General features: G+C 65.3%; 16 protein-coding genes. 9 read left to right on the top strand and 7 right to left on the bottom strand.

Features of this window, described 5'->3' with window-relative positions:
• Window positions 1–57: 57 nt before the first annotated feature.
• The 3 genes from BMY06_RS00705 to BMY06_RS00695 form a co-directional block, all read right to left on the bottom strand.
• Window positions 58–1,047 carry a DedA family protein/thiosulfate sulfurtransferase GlpE gene (locus BMY06_RS00705; protein WP_065064378.1) on the bottom strand — a complete coding sequence of 330 codons (990 nt, stop codon included), beginning with the start codon at window positions 1,045–1,047 and terminating at the stop codon, window positions 58–60.
• A 344-nt stretch (window positions 1,048–1,391) separates the two neighbouring features.
• Window positions 1,392–1,637: a hypothetical protein gene (locus BMY06_RS00700; RefSeq protein WP_065064376.1), complete on the bottom strand. Its 246-nt coding sequence runs from the start codon at window positions 1,635–1,637 to the stop codon at window positions 1,392–1,394.
• A gap of 575 nt (window positions 1,638–2,212) precedes the next feature.
• Complete coding sequence (locus BMY06_RS00695; protein ID WP_074981080.1) at window positions 2,213–3,862, bottom strand: methyl-accepting chemotaxis protein; 1,650 nt, start codon at window positions 3,860–3,862, stop codon at window positions 2,213–2,215.
• Between the two features lie 933 nt (window positions 3,863–4,795).
• Between BMY06_RS00695 and BMY06_RS00690 the strand changes: the two genes are divergently transcribed.
• From BMY06_RS00690 to BMY06_RS00680, 3 genes are all read left to right on the top strand, one after another.
• A complete protein-coding gene (locus BMY06_RS00690) occupies window positions 4,796–7,027 on the top strand; it encodes a TonB-dependent receptor (protein ID WP_074981078.1) in 2,232 nt (743 codons plus the stop codon).
• 312 nt (window positions 7,028–7,339) lie between these two features.
• Entirely contained in the window at window positions 7,340–8,023 is a 684-nt protein-coding gene (locus BMY06_RS00685; RefSeq protein ID WP_074981077.1) for a Fe2+-dependent dioxygenase, read from the top strand.
• Window positions 8,020–8,703 carry a PepSY-associated TM helix domain-containing protein gene (locus BMY06_RS00680; RefSeq protein WP_065064368.1) on the top strand — a complete coding sequence of 228 codons (684 nt, stop codon included), beginning with the start codon at window positions 8,020–8,022 and terminating at the stop codon, window positions 8,701–8,703. Before BMY06_RS00685 ends, BMY06_RS00680 begins: the two co-directional genes overlap by 4 nt.
• 33 nt (window positions 8,704–8,736) lie before the next feature.
• On the opposite strand, the gene BMY06_RS00675 is transcribed toward BMY06_RS00680, so the two are convergent.
• Entirely contained in the window at window positions 8,737–9,648 is a 912-nt protein-coding gene (locus BMY06_RS00675) for a LysR family transcriptional regulator (protein WP_074981075.1), read from the bottom strand.
• A gap of 139 nt (window positions 9,649–9,787) precedes the next feature.
• Between BMY06_RS00675 and BMY06_RS00670 the strand changes: the two genes are divergently transcribed.
• The gene (locus tag BMY06_RS00670; protein WP_074981073.1) at window positions 9,788–10,711 is read left to right on the top strand and encodes a DMT family transporter; all 924 of its coding nucleotides are present in this window, start codon (window positions 9,788–9,790) and stop codon (window positions 10,709–10,711) included.
• Window positions 10,712–10,720: 9 nt separating this feature from the next.
• Here BMY06_RS00670 and cobF read toward each other — a convergent pair whose 3' ends face one another.
• Both cobF and BMY06_RS39430 read right to left on the bottom strand, forming a co-directional pair.
• Window positions 10,721–11,491, bottom strand: coding sequence for a precorrin-6A synthase (deacetylating) (gene cobF / locus BMY06_RS00665; RefSeq protein ID WP_074981071.1), 771 nt, complete (start codon window positions 11,489–11,491; stop codon window positions 10,721–10,723).
• A complete protein-coding gene (locus BMY06_RS39430) occupies window positions 11,488–11,730 on the bottom strand; it encodes a hypothetical protein (protein ID WP_146229917.1) in 243 nt (80 codons plus the stop codon). Before BMY06_RS39430 ends, cobF begins: the two co-directional genes overlap by 4 nt.
• Here BMY06_RS39430 and BMY06_RS00660 point away from each other — a divergent pair.
• Entirely contained in the window at window positions 11,717–12,304 is a 588-nt protein-coding gene (locus BMY06_RS00660) for a LysE family translocator (protein ID WP_074981069.1), read from the top strand. The genes BMY06_RS39430 and BMY06_RS00660 overlap by 14 nt on opposite strands.
• 13 nt (window positions 12,305–12,317) lie before the next feature.
• Here the strand turns inward: BMY06_RS00660 and BMY06_RS00655 are convergent, their stop codons facing one another.
• Window positions 12,318–13,160, bottom strand: a complete 843-nt coding sequence (locus BMY06_RS00655) for an AraC family transcriptional regulator (protein ID WP_074981067.1) — start codon at window positions 13,158–13,160, stop codon at window positions 12,318–12,320.
• Between the two features lie 241 nt (window positions 13,161–13,401).
• Here BMY06_RS00655 and BMY06_RS00650 point away from each other — a divergent pair, with 241 nt between their 5' ends.
• The 4 genes from BMY06_RS00650 to BMY06_RS00635 all read left to right on the top strand — a co-directional run bounded on the left by BMY06_RS00650 (window position 13,402) and on the right by BMY06_RS00635 (window position 18,168).
• The gene (locus BMY06_RS00650) at window positions 13,402–15,756 is read left to right on the top strand and encodes a HAMP domain-containing protein (protein ID WP_074981065.1); all 2,355 of its coding nucleotides are present in this window, start codon (window positions 13,402–13,404) and stop codon (window positions 15,754–15,756) included.
• 19 nt (window positions 15,757–15,775) lie between these two features.
• Window positions 15,776–16,546, top strand: a complete 771-nt coding sequence (locus BMY06_RS00645) for a methyl-accepting chemotaxis protein (RefSeq protein ID WP_074981064.1) — start codon at window positions 15,776–15,778, stop codon at window positions 16,544–16,546.
• Window positions 16,543–17,085 carry a hypothetical protein gene (locus BMY06_RS00640; protein WP_074981062.1) on the top strand — a complete coding sequence of 181 codons (543 nt, stop codon included), beginning with the start codon at window positions 16,543–16,545 and terminating at the stop codon, window positions 17,083–17,085. Before BMY06_RS00645 ends, BMY06_RS00640 begins: the two co-directional genes overlap by 4 nt.
• A gap of 78 nt (window positions 17,086–17,163) precedes the next feature.
• Window positions 17,164–18,168, top strand: a complete 1,005-nt coding sequence (locus BMY06_RS00635) for a chemotaxis protein CheX (RefSeq protein ID WP_074981061.1) — start codon at window positions 17,164–17,166, stop codon at window positions 18,166–18,168.
• Window positions 18,169–18,202: the final 34 nt, after the last annotated feature.

The following is an 18,202-nucleotide window of genomic DNA, read 5'->3' as shown; positions in this document are numbered from 1 at the left end:
GATGCAGACAGAAAGCGGACCGGATGCGCGCGGGAAAGAACGCGTGAATCGCGTGAATCAGATCGCTTTCGGCGTGATGCTGACCGGAACCTCGGGATGCGGCGCCATGGGCAGCGATTCGAGCGTGCGGCCTGCGTCGCGCCAGGCGTCGAGGCCGCCGAGCAGCGGCACTACGTCGACGAAACCGGCCTCGACGAGCTTCTTCGCCATCCAGGCCGCGGAAATTTCATTGGGGCATGAGCAGTAGATCACGAGCTTCTGCTCGCGCGGATACCGGCTCAGAATCTCTTCGAGCTGACGCTCGTCGGCGAACAGCGCGCCCGGAATGATGAACGGATCGAGCTTGCGCTTTTCCTCCGAGCGAATGTCGAACACCACGGGCGGCGGCTTGTTCGCCATCGCGCGATAGAGGTCGTCCACGGTGATGCGCGCGTTCGCGAGCTTCTTGATGAGCTGGCGGCGGCGCGTCCAGCGGTACATCGCGTAGAGCAGCAGCAGGACCAGCACGACGACCGCCGCGAAACGGCCGAGGCGGCTCGCGCCGGCGAGCATCATGTCGATCTGCGGTGCGAACAGCACGCCGATCAGCAGACCGGTGCCCGACCAGAGCGCGGCGCCAATGCCGTCGAAACCCAGAAACTGTCGATACGGCGTGCCCATCGCACCGGCCAGCGGCACCGAGACGAGCGACAGCCCCGGCACGAACTTGGCGATGGCGAGCACGCGCACGCCCCAGCGGCCAAAGAAGCGTTCGGTCTTTTTTACGCAGGTGTCGCGCGAGAGCGAGAGCTTGCAGAGCGTCTTGAGCGTGTTGCCGCCGTAGAGACGGCCGGCGAGGAACCAGACGCTGTCGCCGATCAGCATGGCGACGATCGAGAGCCCGAGCACCGGCGCGACCTGCTGGCCAACCGAGCCGGGATGCATGGCGGCCATCGCGCCGAACAGGACGAGCGCGGGCATGGCGGGCACGGGCAAGCCGAGCGAGCCGGCGAGCACGTTCAGAAACACGAGCGCAGGCCCGTACTGCGCGATCAGGTCATGTAGCATCGGCTTACTTCCGTCGCCTGAATGCCGCGCCGGTGGGGCCGGAGCGGCGCAATGGGAAGGGTAACGTAACGATTATGGACGCATTTCGAAGGCGTGCAAGCGAGCGCCAAAGCATACGCCGAATGCGGTTCGGGTGCGTTTAACCGGCGGCGCGCCGAATGCTGCGTTGTACGCGCGAGACGATGCATCAAACATCGGCTTAAACATCGACTTAACTGTCGATCAAACGTCGGCCCGCCAAACGAAAACGCGCGACGGAAACCCGACGCGCGTCGTGCCCACGACGCCGCGCGAACGCGCCGGTGGGCGAGGGCGAAACGCCCGTGATAGACCGACTTTCCGGCTTACCGGTTATGCGATTCCCCGGGTATCTCGGCGCCTTGCGCGCGGATGGCCGCAATCAGCTCCGCGGGCGTGATCTCGTAACGCACTTCGCGGTGGATACCTGCCTTGCGCTCGTCGACTTCGATCAGCAAAAGACTCTTGCCGTCGGCCGCCGATTCGAGGCGCAGCGAACGCAGCTCGCGTCCGGTGGCTTCGTCATGCTCGGTGAGCAGGGTCATGGTTCCAGAAGACCCGGTCATGCGCATTGATGTTGTCCTCGTGCGTTGGGTGGTCGAACTGTGGTCGAAGCGTGGTCGAGCCAGTTACGTGGTACGCGGGCGACGTGCGATACGTGGCCAGTTCATTGTACGGTCTCGGTCGCGCGGCGTCTCGACCGAGTGAGCGCGGGCGCACACAAGCGCGCTCGCCTCCCTGCCGTCTGGTGAGTGTAACGCGACTGCGCGGGTTTTCACGCATTTTTGCGCGTCTTGCAACGGTGGATGCGGCACGTATTGCGGCGCACGGCATTGTCATGGTTATGACGCAATGCGGCTCTACCGGCTCGCGAGCGTCCCCGCCATGCGGGCAAGAAAAAACGGCTCGCCCGGTAGAGGCCGGGCGAGCCGTTGAAACGCCGTTGTTACTCGGATCAGACACCCACTGGGTGAGCGCTGACAAGTTCAGTGTGAGGCGTGGCGCATGCGCTGTCGAGATGGGACTAATGCCGATCTATCTGAACAATCTGCGTTTGCCTGTTGCGTGATCGATCCGCAAGCGCGCATGCGAATTACGGTACGCGCGCGTTGCGCGAGATCGGCGACAGGCGGCGCCCGCTCCGCGCTCACACCTCGACGGCTTCGTCCTCCAGCGTGCGGGCGTGGACCGGCCGCTGCGCGTTGTTGCGCGCCGCCGCGGTGGTCAAGGTCGACTGGCTGCCCGCGACCGTGAAGAGGCGCACGGCTTCGTCGAGCACGTCGGCCTGTTCGGCGAGGCGCTGCGCCGTAGCGGCGGCCTGCTCGACGAGCGCGGCGTTCTGCTGCGTCGCGCTGTCCAGATGCGCGACCGCCTGGTTGACCTGGCGGATGCCCTCGGCCTGCTCGCCGCTCGCGTTCGCGACTTCGACGATGATCGATTGCACGCGGCTCACGGCTTCGTCGATGGCGCGCATCTGCGAAGTCGTGTGGCCGACCAGCTCGGTGCCGCGCGCGATCTCGTGGACGCTCGCATCGACGACCTGCTTGATTTCCTTCGCCGATGCCGCGCAACGCTGGGCGAGCATGCGCACCTCGCCCGCGACGACGGCGAACGAGCGGCCCGCCTCGCCCGCGCGCGCCGCCTCGACGGCCGCGTTGAGCGCGAGGATGTTGGTCTGGAACGCGATGCCGTCGATCACGCCGGTGATGTCGGCGATACGCTTCGAGGCGTCGGTGATGCCCGACATCGTGCGTTCCATGCGGCCCGCGATCGAACCGCCTTCGGCGGCCGCTTCCTGCGCTTCGCGCGCGAGATCGAGCGCGCGCGTGCTGGCTTCCGCGTTGGCCTGCACGGTGGTCGTCAACTGATCCATCGTGGCGGCGGTTTCTTCGAGCGAGGCGGCCTGCAATTCGGTGCGGCGCGAGAGGTCGAGATTGCCGGTCGAGATTTCGTGCGCGGCGTCGAGCATGCCGTCGATCTGCGAGCGCACGTCGCAGACGATGGCCGTGAGATTGGCCTGAAGCTGGTTGAGCGCCTGCAGCACGTCGCCGAGATCGTCCTTCGATGCGATCGCGAGCGTGGCGGTGAGGTCGCCCGCGGCCATGCGCGTGGAGGCCGCCGACATCTGCGCGAGCGGCTCGCCGAGATGACGCGTCGAGAGACGCCAGGCCGCGACGCTGCACACGGCGGCCGCGCCGAATGCGCACCAGAACGGCGTGGGCGGCAGACCTTGATACGCCGCGAAACCCGCGGCGGCGAGCGCGGCGGGCACGAGCGCGTAACCAATGGCGATGCGCGTGGCGATCGGCAGACGCATCACCGACTTCACCGCGCCGATGAAGCCGGTGCGCGCGAGCTCGCCGTGCAGCAGACGCACGCCGCGCAGACGGCCCTCGCGCATCTGCGCATAGAGCGCTTCGGCGTCGCGCACTTCGTCGCGCGTGGGCTTCACGCGCACGCTCAGATAGCCGACCACGGTGCCTTGCTCGGACACGGGCGTCACGTTCGCGCGCACCCAGTAGTGGTCGCCGGACTTGCGGCGGTTCTTGACGAGCGCGGTCCAGGGCCGGCCGGCTTTAACGGTCTCCCACAGGTCGGCGAACGCCTCGGCTGGCATGTCGGGATGGCGGATGATGTTGTGCGGCTTGCCGATCAGCTCATCTTTCGTAAAACCCGAAACGGCAACGAAAGCGGGATTGCAATACTGGATGCGGCCTTTGAGGTCGGTGGCCGAGACAAGCATCTGCGAAGCAGGATAGTCGAACTCCTGCTGCGTGACGGGTTGATTGTTGCGCATGGGATTCCTTCCAGGGGGGTCTACGCTGACCCAACAACATGCCGGGAATAACGGCATTTCCCATCATTTCTTTAGGGCTTTTGGCGAGGGGATTGGCTGTGCGAGTCATGGCGCATCGACGTCGGCGTGGCGCACGGCGAAAACGGTCGCGTGTCGGACGCGCAGGCGCGCCAGAAATTCGCTGTGCGTTCAATGACCTGCCGAATGTGTCGGCGAGATATGCACAGGGTTGCTCAAGATTTCTGTGGATAAATGCGCGGGGCGGCAGAGTGTGTTGACGGATTCGGTGCTAATCGCGAGTGTCCCGCGTGGAATCCGATTCGCATCAGCCAGTTAGCGTCGATGTCCCGAAGTTACGCACAGGGCTTTGAACAATTTCTGTGGATAAGGTTGGGCGGGGAGCGGGCGGTCAATCCTTCGCCGGGACGCAACGAGGTCAGTCGAAATGGAAATGCGGAAAAATTAAACAGTTCGTATCGCTAATCAAATTTGACGCGAAAGAAAAGCCGCTTTGTCGCGGTCTTAAATTCTAAAAAATAAAGAGGAATGCAAAAGAATTGGATGAACGTTGCGCGTCGAATTAAAACCCGCTCACTAGAATAAATCAGACAAATACCCGCCAGCAAACAGAAAATTACACAAGCCAATCCAAAAAATTACATTTTCATTATTTTGGCTGAATCGGCAAAAACCCCACACGGTGTAGCTGAAACGCATCAATCATTTGAAATAAACAGAAATATCTGGAATGATACTGATTCTCATTCGCCCGCACGGATCCAGGCCGTTTCGGGCTTGTTAAATCCAACCTAGCCAGCCTGTCGCCGAGCCTTCGTCTGCATGAAGGGGCGGCCAGCCAGCCACCTGAATCCACGTCGATCGCGCCTCCTTCGCGCGTTCCATCGACTGGCTTTTCGCCGCACAGGGACCCCCATGTTGAACAGGACGCCGCTCGCGAGTGCGCTCGCGCTGGCTTTTGCCGTACCTATCGCTTCGCCCGCGTTCGCGCAGAGCGCGCCCGTCGCCGCTTCGGCGGTGAGCGCCGCCGCGCCCGCCGGCAAGAACGCCGGCTCGAACGCCACGACGAACGCCACGACGAACGCCACGACGGACGGCGCCACGCTGCCCGCCGTGTCGGTGTCCGCCGACGCGCCCTCGCAGGACTTTCAGGCCGAAAAATCGTCGGTCGGCGCGAAGACGCCCACGGCGCTGCGCGACATTCCGCAGTCGGTCACGGTGATCAACAAGGCGCTGCTGCAGTCGCAGGGCGCGACCTCGTTCCAGGACGCGCTGCGTAACGCGCCCGGCATCACCATTGGCGGCGCGGAAGGCGGCCAGATCGGCAACAACATCAACCTGCGCGGTTTCACGGCCCAGAACGACATCTATCTCGACGGCTTTCGCGACCGCAACCAGTACTATCGCGACACCTTCGACCTCGAATCGATCGACGTGCTGTACGGCCCCTCGTCGATGCTGTTCGGGCGCGGCTCCACGGGCGGCGTGATCAATCAGGTGAGCAAGCAGGCCGGTCTCAAGCCGATCACCGAAGTTTCGACGACGGTCGGCACCAGCGACCGCTATCGCGCGACCGTCGACGTCGATCGTCCGCTCGGCGACCACGCGGCGTTCCGCCTGAACGCGTTCGGCCAGTCGCTCGGCTCCACGCGCGACCAGATGAAGAACAAGGACTACGGCTTCGCGCCGACGCTGCGTTTCGGCATCGGCACGCCCACGGAAGTCACGCTTTCCGCGCTCATCCAGCACAACTACGATCAGCCCGATTACGGCGTGCAGTCGATCAACGGTCATCCGTTCTCGCCGTCGAAGGGCACGTACTACGGTCTCACCGACGACCGCACGATTCAGGACGTGCAGACCGTGTCCGCGCGCGTCGATCACAAGTTCAACGATCAGTTCAAGATCAGCAACCAGACGCAGTTCTCGCACTCGCTCACCGATGCGCGCGAGACCGCGGCGGGCGCGGTGCTGACCGGGCCGCTCGCGTCGAGCACGGCGCTCAAGAACGGCAACTACACGACGCTGCCGCTGTCCGATCTCTACGTGAAGCTCGCGAGCCACGACCGCGTGATCGAGAATCACTCGATCTACAACGATACGATGGCCACGTACAAGTTCAACACGGGGCCGCTGCGGCACGAGATGCTCGCGGGCATCGAGATCGGCCATGACAGTTATACGAATCAGGCCTATACGCGCAACAACCTGCCGATTCTGTCGCTGCTCGATCCGGTCTATGTGCCGACGCCTTCGAACGTCACGCAGACGGTCGGCAATCACGCGGAGTCGGGCGCGACCACGTTCGCGGCGTATTTCAACGAAACCATGTCGATCGGCGAGCACTGGAAACTGATTGGCGGCGTGCGTTGGGATCGCTTCCAGGCGCACATCGCGAATACGATCAGCGCGCCGAGTTACGCGGATCAGACCAACACGTTCACGAGCGTGCGCGCGGGCGCGATCTATCAGCCGACCGACTGGCAGTCGTATTACTTCTCGTATGGCACCTCGTTCGATCCGTCGCTCGAGGCGCTGACGGTCACGAACAACACGCAGAATCTCGCGCCGGAGCACACCAAATCGTATGAAGTGGGCGGCAAGTGGGATCTGCTCGGCGGCAATCTTTCGCTGACCTCGGCGTTCTTCCAGCAGGAAATGGATAACGCGCGCACGCAGACGTCGACGGGCGAATACACGCTCGAAGGCGATATTCGCGTGCGCGGTTTCCAGGCGGGCGCGACCGGCCATATCACCGACAAGTGGCAGGTGTTCGCGGGCTACACCTATATGGACGGCGTCGTGCTGCAGGCCGCCGACGGCACGCAGGGCCACACGCCCGCGAACACGCCGCGCAACACCTTCACGCTGTGGACCACGTATGCGCTCACGCCGCATTGGGAAGTGGGCGGCGGTCCGACCTATATGTCCTCGCGTTATGCGGCCAACACGAATTACGTCGAAGTGGGCGGCTACACGCGCTGGGACGCGATGGCGGGATACCATGCGAAGAAGTGGGACGTGCGTCTGAACGTGCTGAACATCACCAACAAGTTCTACTACGACGCGCTGATCCAGTCGGATGGCGGACGCTCGGTGCCGGGCGTCGGCCGCACGGTGCTCGCGACGTTCGACTACCGGCTCTGATCGCTTCGGCGAGCAGCGTCGCCGCGCAGTCGTGTGAACGGAAAAGCGTGCGCGCGCATCGATCATCGTTGCTTCGGCGACGATTCGATGCCGCTTCGACTACGTTTGGATGCACACGCGCGCGGCAACGCGCATGTCACGCAAAGCCCGCATCATCATGCGGGCTTTGGCGCGTCCGGCGCGCATGCAGTGCGAAGAGTCCGAAGTGAGCCTGGCCCGAAGTTCAGAATAGCGCCTGAAACAAGGCCTGAAATACCGCGTAACATGCGCGCCGTGCTGTCAACCTGTAAGCCAGCGAAGAAGGAAGCGATAATGCTGATTCACATCCCCAACGTACTGACACACGAGCAGGTCCGCGCGCTGCGCGCACGGCTCGACAACGCGGGCGATGCCTGGGTCGACGGCCGTGCAACGGCCGGCTGGCAGGGCGCGCCCGTCAAGCGCAATCAGCAGATCGCGGAACACACGCCGATCGCGCGCGAACTCGGCGACGTCGTGCTGGCGGCCATCGAGCGCAATCCGCTCTTCATCAGCGCCGCGTTGCCCAATCAGGTGTATCCGCCGCTCTTCAATCGCTATGAAGGCGGCATGACGTTTGGCTCGCATGTCGACGGTGCGGTGCGCGTGCTGCCCAACGGCCTGAAGCTGCGCACCGACGTCTCGGCCACGCTGTTTCTCTCGGCGCCCGAGGAGTACGACGGCGGCGAGCTCGTGATCGAAGACACCTATGGCGTGCAGGAAGTGAAGCTGGCCGCGGGCGACATGATCGTCTATCCGGCCACGAGTCTGCATCAGGTGAAGCCCGTCACGCGCGGCGTGCGCATGGGCAGCTTCTTCTGGGTGCAGAGCCTCGTGCGCGACGACACGAAACGCGCGCTGCTTTTCGACGTGGATACGGCCATCCAACGTTTGAACGCGAGCGACGCCGACGCCCAGGCGCGGCGCAGTCTCGTGGGTTGCTACCACAATCTTTTGCGTATCTGGAGTGAGACGTGAGTTCTACCGAAGCGGCAGTATTGATCGACGATAGCCAACGCGCCGAACGTGCGAAACGTTCGCGCCGCGCCACTTTCATCAAGTGGCTGCGCAAGGTGCACGGCTGGGTGGGTTTGTGGGGCGCGGCGCTCGGCTTGCTGTTCGGCGTGACGGGCTTCGTGCTCAATCACCGCATGGAGCCGCTGCGCATTTCGCCGGGCGCGCCGCAGGTTTCGTCGATGCAGCTTCCCGTGCCCGATCCCGCGCCGGAAACGCCGCGCGAAATGGCGAAGTGGCTCAAGTCGCAGCCCGATCTGAAGCTGCCGCAGCGCATGGGGCGCGTGCAGAAGGAACCCGAGCACAAGGTGGCCTGGGGCGATCGCGAGACCGTGCAGCCCGAGCACTGGCAGATGATGTTCACGGCGCCGCATGAAACCGTGGCCGTCGAATACTGGGTGGGCAACGATGTCGTCACGCTCAAGCGCACCGACAATTCGCTGATGGCGACCATCACGAATCTGCACAAGGGCGTGGGCATGAGCGTCGGTTGGGTGCTGTTCATCGACACCTTCGCGGGCGCGCTCATTCTGCTGTCGCTCACGGGCGTGCTGCTGTGGACCGAGCTGAACAAGCGCAAGACCATCGGCGCGCTGCTGCTGATCGGCTCGATCGTCGTGGGCGTGTGCGTGGGCCTCGGTTGATCCTGCCGGGTTGTTCTGCCCGTTTGATCCTGGCTAGCCCAGATGCCGCGCGAGATAGTCGACGAACGCGCGTACTTTCGGCGGTAAAAACCGGTTCGGCGGATAGAGCAGCCAGACCGGGCCCGAGTAGGCGCGCGCTTCGAAGGTCCACTGCGGCAGCACTTGTACAAGGCCGCCGGCGCGCAATGCGTCGGCGGCGGTGAATTCGGGCAGGCAGGCGATGCCCCAGTCGTCGAGCGCCGCTTCGAGCCGCGCGCCCGCGTGGTTCGCCACATAGCGGCCCTTCACCTCGACGGTCTGCGTGTGCGTGCCTTGACGCAAGCGCCAGCGATGATCGTCGGCGGTTTCTCCCAGCCACAGGCAGTCGTGCTGCGCCAGATCGCGCGGCGTCTTCGGCGTGCCGCGCGCATTCAGATACGCGGGCGACGCACACAGCAGCCAGCGCACCTCGCCGAGCTGACGCGCGGCGAGCCCCGGTGGCGGCGTGCGCGTCGGGCGGATCACGAGATCGAGGCCGTCGCGCAGCGGATCGACTTCGTGATCGGCGAACACGAGCTGCACGTCCACGTCGGCGTAGTCGCGCAAAAAGCCCGGAATCAGCGGATGAATCACGGTTTTCGCGTAGGCCGTGGGCGCGCTGACGCTCACGCGTCCCTGCGGTTTCGCCGCGAGCTGGCCCGCCGCGTCGACGGCGCCCGCAGCCGCACTCACCATGTCGCGGCAGTGCCGATACACCTCCTCGCCGGATTCGGTCACGCGCACCTGGCGCGTCGAGCGCTCCAGCAGGCGTGCGCCAAGCGCCTCTTCGAGACGCTTGATCTGGCGGCTGACCGTCGACGGCGTGCTGCCCAGCTGGCGCGCGGCCAGCGAAAAATTGCCCGCTTCGACCACGCGCGCGAAGGCGGCGAGATCGGGCAGCAGCGCGAAAAGCGTGGTCGGATTCATCGGGATGGACGATGCAATTTGTGCGTTTGCGACATAAAAGCTGTGCGCGACGACCCGATTATCGCGACGAATGCAAGGATGGACAATAGGCGCTCTCCGCAGATTTCCGCTGCGAACGCCCGCCAGAGAGGTCCACGCCATGTCCGCCGCCCGTCACCCATCGATGCATCTCGCCGACTGGCTCCTGCTCGCCGTCGCCTTCGTCTGGGGCACGAGTTACGGCGTGGTGAAGGACGCGCTCGTGTTCTATCCGGTGCTGGGCCTGCTGGCGCTGCGCTTCGGCCTGACCTTCGTGCTCCTCTCGCCCGCGCTGCGGACGCTGCGCACGGCGTCGCGCCGCGCGCTCGGCGGCGTGCTGTGCGCGGGCATGCTGCTGCTGGGGATTTTTCTGTGCGAGACCTTCGGCGTGATGCTGACGCGCGCCTCGAATGCGGCGTTTCTCATCAGCCTGTGCGTGGTGCTCACGCCGCTCGCGGAATGGGCGATGTTGCGCCGGCGGCCGTCGCGCGCCGAATGGGCGGCGGTGGCGGTCTCGCTCGCGGGCGCGTGGCTGCTGGCGGGCGGCGACTACCGGCCCAACGCCGGCGATGCGCTGATCCTGCTGGCGGCGCTCCTGCGCGCGATCTCCGTCTGCGTCACGCGGCGCGTGATGCGCGACGCCGCCATCGCGCCGCTCGCCGTGACGGCGGTGCAGGCGGGTTGCGTGGCGGGGGGCAGCGCGGTGCTCGCGCTGGTGTCCGCGCACGGCCAGTGGCAGCCGCTGCCGACGTTCTCCGCGCATCTGCCGTTCTGGGGCAGCGTGGCGTGGCTCGTCGGCGCGTGCACGCTGTTCGCGTTCTTCATCCAGAACTACGCCGTGCGCCGCAGCAGCCCGACGCGCGTGGCCTTGCTGATGGGCAGCGAACCGGCGTTCGGCGCGCTGTTCGCCTGCGTGTGGCTCGGCGAGCGCCTGAGCGTGGCCGCGTGGACGGGCGGCGCGTTGATCGTCGCGGCCTCGCTGTTCGCGGTGGTGCCGTGGCGGCGTGCCGCAGCGAAGGCTGTGAGCGAAGCGCTCAACGCATGAACGCTCGGTTCAGTCCTTCACGCCGCGCTTGCGCAACAGATACGTATCCATGATCCAGCCGTTCGCCTCGCGCGCCTCGCCGCGCACGCGCACGATTTCGTCCTTCACGTCGTCGAGCTTGCCCGCGACGAGAATTTCGTCGGGCGTGCCCACATACGCGCCCCAGTAAATGTCGAGCTCCCCGCCATCGAGCTGCGTATAGGCGTTCTGTGCGTCGAGCATCACGACGGCGCTGTCGGCGTCGCGCGGAAAGCCGTTTTCGACGAGCCGCCGCCCCGTGGTGATGCTCACCGGCTTGCCGATGAAATTGAGCGGCACGCGATGCTTCGCGGCCAGCGCCTGCACGCTGCTGATGCCCGGGATCACCTCGAACTCGAACGCGAGCCGCCCTTCGCCGAGGATCGCATCGAGAATGCGGATCGTGCTGTCGTAGAGCGCGGGATCGCCCCAGACGAGGAACGCGCCGCATTGGCCGTCGGCGAGTTCATGCTCGATCAGCCCTTCGAATACGCGCTGCTTGTCGCGATTGAGTTCGTCGACAGCCGCCTTGTATTCGACGCCGTCGCGCCGCAGCTCGGGACTCGTCGCCTCGACGATGCGGTAATCGGGGTTCTCGATGAAGCGCGCGCAGATCTCCTTGCGCAGCGCCACGAGCTTGTCTTTCGCGGGGCCTTTGTCCATCACGAAGAACACGTCGGCGGCGTTGAGCGCCTTGACGGCCTGCATGGTCAGATAGTCGGGATCGCCCGCGCCGATGCCGATGATGAGGATCTTTTTCACGTCGATAGTCCGGTGAGTGCGTCGTCCAGGCGGGCCTCAAAAGGGCCGCAGAAGCGCTGCCAAGGGCCGCGCCGGGCGAGCGGAAGGCCGGAAATGATAGCGCGAGTTGGCGCGCGCGCCCATTTCGCGGGCTGTGTGTACACGGTCATTTTCTTCAATACGCGCGCTCGCGCGCTGCGTACGCTCGACGCTGAATCATCGCCGTCTGGCGTATCGAGGAGAATCGTGAGCACTGTCATGTCCATGGCCGCCTTCGCGCTGGCCACTTCCATCACCCCCGGACCCGTGAATATCGTCGCGCTCGGCGCGGGCGCGCGCTATGGCTTGCGCGCGAGCCTGCGCCACGTGACGGGCGCGACCGTGGGCTTCGCGCTGCTGCTGCTGCTGATCGGCCTCGGCCTGCACGAACTGCTCGCGCAATGGCCGTTTCTCACGCGCGCGATCGAATGGGCGGGCGTGGCGTTTCTGCTTTACGTGGCGTGGCGGCTCGCCAGCGACGACGGCCGTATCGACGCCTCGCGCGAAGCACGCGGCCCCTCGCTGATGACGGGCGCGGCGATGCAATGGCTCAATCCGAAGGCGTGGCTCGCGTCGGTGGCGGGCATGGGCGCGTATGCGGCCTCGGGCGAGAAGGCGCTGGTCTGGCAATTCGCCGCGATCTATTTCGTGGTCTGCTACGCGTCGATTGCGTGCTGGGCGTGGGCGGGCGCGTCGCTGCGTCAGGCGCTGCGCGAGCCGTCGCGCGTGCGCTTCGTGAACCGGCTGATGGCCGCGCTGCTGGCGGCGAGCGCGTTGTGGCTGCTGCTGGGCTGATTGCGTCGAAGCTTCAGCCGCGATACTGACCCGGCGTGGCCGCGACGAATTGCCGGAACGCGCGTTGCAGATGCGCCTGATCGGCGAAACCCGCTTCGGCGGCGACGTCGGCGATAGCGTGACCGCGCCGCAATTGCGCGCGGCTGAACTCGATGCGCCGGTTCACGACATACGCGTGCGGCGTCATGCCGTACTGCTCGCGAAACGCACGGATCAGATGCGACGGCGACAGGTCGGCTGCCGCGCAGATCTCGTCGAGCTTGAGCGCGCGCGTGTAATTGCCGTCGATGAATTCGGCGGCGCGCGCAAGACGCGCATCCGGTTCGCGCGCGGCGAGCGGCGCGGGCTGCATGGCCGGGTACAGCGACCGATGCAGCGCCGTGAAATACGCTTTCACGGCGTATTCCTTGCGCGCGTTATCTTCATGCGGATCGACGAGCGTGTCGTAGAGCGCGTTGAGCCCCGCAAACAAGGCGGGATCGCGCGTGAGCGTCTGCTCGAAGGGACGCAGGCCGTCCTGCGCGCCGCAGCCCAGTTCACGTTGCAGCTTCGCGAGCCAGTCCACGTCGACGTAAAACATGCGATACGCCCACGCTTCATCGGCGGCCGGATTGCACGCGTGCACGACGTTCGCGTTGATGATGACGACCGACCCCGCGCCGATATGCTGCAACGTATTGCCGTTCAGATAGGTGCTGTGCCCGCCCGTGACCGCGCCGATCGAAAACGTGCTGTGCGCGTGACGGCCATAGCTGACCTTGCGGCCATCGGCGATGGCGCGCACTTCGATGAAAGGCAGGGCGTCGTCGCGCCAGAAGCTCGGGGTGCCTGCAGCGATGGCGGACGTGGACGGCATGAATGGGCTCGCGGAAACGAAACAGCGTGAAGCTCGATGGTAGCGCAAACGCGGTGGCAGTCACGCGCCGCGCGGCAAGCATCATAAACAATTAGAGTCCGTGCGCTAACGCACTAATTAAGTACGTTCATCATTTCGTCATACGGATGCGCCGATAATTCGCGTTGAATAAATTGGCCTGCCTTGTCACGAGTCGCGTAACGATAGCGCGACCGGCACGGCGCGGCTCGGGGATTTCAACATGACCATTCGTCACCGCATCACGCTTCTCATCGTGCTGATGTTCGTCGCGTTGTCCGCCATCGGCGGCTACGCGGTCTATCAGACGCGCCGCAGCGCCACCGACGTCCACCAGGTCACGCAGGGCGTCGTGCCGAGCGCACTCGCTTCCTCGGACCTCGTCTCGCTCGTCAAGGACGTGCAGCTCGCGACGATGACGCTCGTCTACGCGCCCGACGCGACCACCGCGCAACTGGCTCAGGACGATCTCAAGAAGAGGGAAGCCGACTTGCGCGCCGCGCTCGACGTGCAGCGCAAGGCCGCCGCGAGCCACGCGCAGGACGGCCTCGTCGCGCAGGCGCAGGAAAGCATCACCAACTATTTCAACGCCATCGACGACACCGCGAAGATGAAGGCCGCGGGCAAGAACGAACTGGCGCAGGCCTATCTGTTCGCGAACGTGGCGCAGTATCGCGACGAACTCGAAGGCATCGTCACCACGATGCGCGTCGAGAAGAACCGCCAGAAGGACGACGCGATCAGCGCGCTCAACGGCATGCTCGACACGACCACCAGCGCGATCGCCGGCGTGACGGGCGGCGCGGTGCTGCTGCTCACGGCGATCGGCCTGCTGCTGTATCGCCAGATCACGCGCCCGCTTTCGCGCATGCAGCAGGAAATGAGCGAGATCGCGTCGAGCCAGGACTTCACGCGCCGCGTGCCGGTGGGCCGTCTCGACGAGATCGGCCATTCGATCGTCGCGTTCAACGGCATGATCGAGAAGATCCAGCACAGCTCGGCGCAGCTCAAGCGCAAGACCGCCGACATTCAGGCGATGCTGCAGAACATGCAGCAGGGCATTCTCACGGTGGTCGAAGGCGCGACCATCCACAACGAGTATTCGGCCTATCTGGAAGCGATTTTCGAAACGAACGAGATCGCGGGCCGCTCGCTGATGGACCTCGTGTTCTCGAACACGGAACTCGACGCCGATACGCTCTCGCAGATCGACGCCGCCGTGCACGCGTGCCTCGGCGAAGACGACGTGAATTTCGCGTTCAACCAGCATCTGCTCGTGAACGAAATCACGCGCGCGATGCCTGATGGCCGCACCAAGGTGCTCGATCTGTCGTGGTCGGCGATTACCGACGAGAACGACATCGTCGTGCGTTTGATGCTCTGCGTGCGCGACGTGACCGAGCTGCGCGAACTCGCGGCGGAAGCGGGCGAGCAGAAGCGCCGTCTGCAGATGATCGGCGAAATTCTCGCGGTCAGCGAAGAGAAGTTCCATCGCTTCGTGGAGAGCTCGAAGACCTTCATCCACGAAAACGAACGCATCATTCGCCAGCACGATTGCGCGGACATGGACGCCGTCGCGGCGCTGTTCCGCAACATGCACACGGTGAAGGGCAACGCGCGCACGTACAGCCTCCAGCATCTCACGGGCGTGGTGCACGAAGTCGAGCAGCGTTACGACGCGCTGCGCCGCGAAGATCCGGATCACGTGTGGGATCAGCAGGCGCTGATCGCCGACCTGCATCGCGTGCGCGAAGCGGTCGATCACTATGCGTCGATCAACACCGAAAGTCTCGGTCGCGGCGGCCGCACGCAGGACGGCAGCATCGCGATCGGCCGCGAGCAGATCGACGCGAGCCTGCGTCTGATCGACAACACCCGCGACGACGATCTTGCCTCGCTGCGCGCGATGCGCGCCGAGCTGCGCCGCGTGCTGGGCGCGTTCGGCACCGAGAGCGTGCACGACGCGCTCGCGGGCGTGCTCGATTCGCTGCCGTCGCTGGCGCAGGAGCTGGGCAAGGTCGCGCCGGTCGTGCGCATCGACGATCACGGCTGGCGTCTGCGCAGCGAAGCGGCGGGCACGGTCCGTGACGTCTTCACGCATCTGCTGCGCAACTCGCTCGATCACGGCATTGAAATGCCGACGCAGCGACGCGCGCAAGGCAAGGACGACGCGGGCCGGATTCAGGTCGACGTCAACGTGATCGACGGCGCGCTGCGCCTCGCGCTCGCCGACGACGGACGCGGCCTCGCGCTCGAACGCATTCGCGGCATCGCCGTCGAGCGCGGCTGGCTCGCCGAAGACGAAATGGCGAGCGACGACGCCATCGCGGCCTTCATCTTCCGTGCGGGATTTTCGACGGCGCAACAGGTGACCGAAGTGTCGGGGCGCGGCGTGGGCATGGACGCGGTGCGCGACTTCCTCGAACGCGAGGGCGGCCGCATCGAACTGCGCTTCACGGACAACCGCGAAGGCGCCGATTACCGGCACTTCGAAACGATCGTGTATCTGCCGCGCGCGTGCGCCGTCGAAGGCGAACCGGCGCGCGCCACGCAGCAGGAAGAGGAAGCGCTGAGCTAGGCGCGGTTCGGAGGTGGCTGTGGTGTTTCCGTATTTGACAGGCGCGCTGGCGGGCGCCGTGATCGTGGCGATTGGCGCGGTTGTGCTGCATCTGCGCGCGCGTGCGCGTACGAACGCGGCGCTGCAATCGCAACGCGCGCAGCACGATGAACAGCTCGCCCAGGCGAGTGCGCAAGCTGACGACGCGCAATCGCGCGCCGCCGAAGAGCATGACGCGCTGGCGGCGCAGATCGAGACGCTGCGCGCCGAACTCGCGCAGCGCAAGTCGGTGGCCGACGCGATGGAAGCGGCGCTGGCCGCCGAGCGTTCGCGTGGCGCCGATGCCTTGCAGCGCGTCGAGCGCATCGCTGCCGAAGCGGCGCGTCTCAGGCAGATGTCGATGACTTTCGAGCGCTGGCACGAGCAGATGATCTCGCTGATGGCGCAGAACCACGACATGCACCAGAAGAACCAGGAGCTGTCGTCGATCGTGAGCCACGTGCTGATCGTTTCGCTGAATGCGTCGATCGAAGCGGCGCGCGCGGGCCCGGCGGGCCGGGGCTTTTCGATCGTCGCGGGCGAAGTGCGTACGCTCGCCACGCGTTCGCAGGAGTTGTCGAAGAGCTATCGCGACAGCCTGCATCGCAACGATCTGATCACCGCCGCGACGTTCCAGGACGTGCAGGCGGGCGGCAAGATGATCGCGGCCTCGCTCGCGAGTGTGGATTCGCTGACGCAGCAACTGTATGCGCAACTCGGCGAATCGCGCGCCGATACGCACACGCAGTCGCACACGCAGGCGCACGCATGATCGGCACGAACGCGCAGGACAGTTTCGAGCGCATTTTCTTCGCGGCGGCGCGCTCGCGGCTCGTGACCGATGCGCAGCACGCGTGCGAGTTCTCGCCCGCCTCGAACGAGGTGGCGCAAGGCGAACACGTGATCGTGCTGACGATCTCGTCGATGCAGTTTCGCGTGCTGCTATTGATTCATCTTAAGGATGACGAAGCCACGCGCGCGTACTACACGGGCGAAACGGAAGCCGGTGCGGGACGTCCGCTCATCGAGACCTTCACGGAGTTCGGCAATCTCTGCTGCGGGTCGATGAACCAGCAGCTCGTCGAGCATTTTCCGGACCTCGGCATGTCCACGCCGTATGCGCTGTCGGGTCAGTGTTTGCCGTATCTGCGCGAGCTGAAGCCCGATAGCGTGAAGTCCTGGGCGCTGACGATCGACGGTTCGGTGCGCCTCGGCGCGACGCTGTGCATCTGCACGCGCGCGCCGCTCGATTTCGTGGCCGCCGACATGGCGGACGCGAGCGAAAGCGCAGGCGAACTCGAATTCTTCTGACGCGCCGCGCGCGCGTCGGCATGTAGTGTCGTGCAATGTCGTGCAGTTTCGTATCGCAGGGAAGTCGGAAAGAGACGTATGAACACGAACAAGCCGGTGAGCAAGGTGTTGCTGCTCGAAAGCGATTCCGCCCGCGCGCTCGCGCTGGCGCAACCCGATGCCGGGCAACGCCTGATGGGCGTGCCGGTGCGCCGCGACGCGCTCGCGGCCGCGCTGCACACGCATTACGACCTCGGCGGCGTGCTGCTCGGCGAGGACTTCGGCGGCTCGCCCGACGCGGCGGCGGCGGTGGCCGTGGCGCTCGAAGTCGCGCGCCCGGAGTTGCCGATCGTGCTGCGCCGGACCACCGACGGCGAATTGCCCGAAGCGCTGCGGCGCGTGCCGCGCGCGAGCTGGAACGAGCGCGAGCCGCAGTCGTTGCAGGCGGCGCTCGACGCGCATGTGTTTTCGCAGGATTACCCGGACCCGCTCGTGGACGGTATCGCCGACATGACGCTCGGCCGTCTGCGCGGGCTGTTTCCGGACCGCGAAGTGAACTGGGACACGCCGAGCATCGTGCGCGACCGCATCATCTTCGGCGAGGTGCTTACGCTGATCCCGATCGAGACCGCGTGGTGCCGCGGCTGGCTGCTGATGCAGACCGAGGAGACGCCGCTCATCGACATGCTGCCGCCGCGCGAAGGGCGCGGCGCGCGCGAGGAAGCGAGCGATTTCCGCGATCTGAACGGCGTGCTCGGCGAACTCACGAATCTCGTATGGGGCGCGTTTCGCAACCGCTATCTCGGGAACGCGCGCAATGCGGGCGCGGGCGATAAAGCGGGCGACGGCGGCTGGGTTCGCGCGCAGGTGCAGGTGCCGCTGCTCATCAATCATCGGCGGCGCTATCTGTCGTTCGGCTCGGACAATCCGCAGCTATGCATCAAGTACCGGCTCACGTGCCCGAAGACGGGCCGCGAGGCGGTGATCGATCAGCGTTTCGTGTTCAGCCTCGGCTGGTCGCGCGAAGGTTTCGACGAGACGGCCGCACTGGCCGCGGCCGCCGCCGGGCCGGAACCGGTGAGCGGCGAACTCGAACTGTTTTGACGTCAAGATGCGCCGTGCACGGCGCAAAGGAAAG

Origin of the sequence: Paraburkholderia tropica (genome assembly GCF_900109265.1) — a bacterium.
In the GTDB taxonomy this organism is placed as follows: domain Bacteria; phylum Pseudomonadota; class Gammaproteobacteria; order Burkholderiales; family Burkholderiaceae; genus Paraburkholderia; species Paraburkholderia tropica.
Note: the sequence above shows the minus strand (reverse complement) of the source record. Positions and strands in the feature narration are given on the sequence as shown.

Coding starts and splice junctions, on each gene's coding strand:
- BMY06_RS00705 (WP_065064378.1), bottom strand. CDS start 1,047: ATGCTACATGACCTGATCGCGCAGTACGGGCCTGCGCTCGTGTTTCTG.
- BMY06_RS00700 (WP_065064376.1), bottom strand. CDS start 1,637: ATGCGCATGACCGGGTCTTCTGGAACCATGACCCTGCTCACCGAGCAT.
- BMY06_RS00695 (WP_074981080.1), bottom strand. CDS start 3,862: ATGCGCAACAATCAACCCGTCACGCAGCAGGAGTTCGACTATCCTGCT.
- BMY06_RS00690 (WP_074981078.1), top strand. CDS start 4,796: ATGTTGAACAGGACGCCGCTCGCGAGTGCGCTCGCGCTGGCTTTTGCC.
- BMY06_RS00685 (WP_074981077.1), top strand. CDS start 7,340: ATGCTGATTCACATCCCCAACGTACTGACACACGAGCAGGTCCGCGCG.
- BMY06_RS00675 (WP_074981075.1), bottom strand. CDS start 9,648: ATGAATCCGACCACGCTTTTCGCGCTGCTGCCCGATCTCGCCGCCTTC.
- BMY06_RS00670 (WP_074981073.1), top strand. CDS start 9,788: ATGTCCGCCGCCCGTCACCCATCGATGCATCTCGCCGACTGGCTCCTG.
- BMY06_RS39430 (WP_146229917.1), bottom strand. CDS start 11,730: ATGACAGTGCTCACGATTCTCCTCGATACGCCAGACGGCGATGATTCA.
- BMY06_RS00655 (WP_074981067.1), bottom strand. CDS start 13,160: ATGCCGTCCACGTCCGCCATCGCTGCAGGCACCCCGAGCTTCTGGCGC.
- BMY06_RS00650 (WP_074981065.1), top strand. CDS start 13,402: ATGACCATTCGTCACCGCATCACGCTTCTCATCGTGCTGATGTTCGTC.
- BMY06_RS00640 (WP_074981062.1), top strand. CDS start 16,543: ATGATCGGCACGAACGCGCAGGACAGTTTCGAGCGCATTTTCTTCGCG.
- BMY06_RS00635 (WP_074981061.1), top strand. CDS start 17,164: ATGAACACGAACAAGCCGGTGAGCAAGGTGTTGCTGCTCGAAAGCGAT.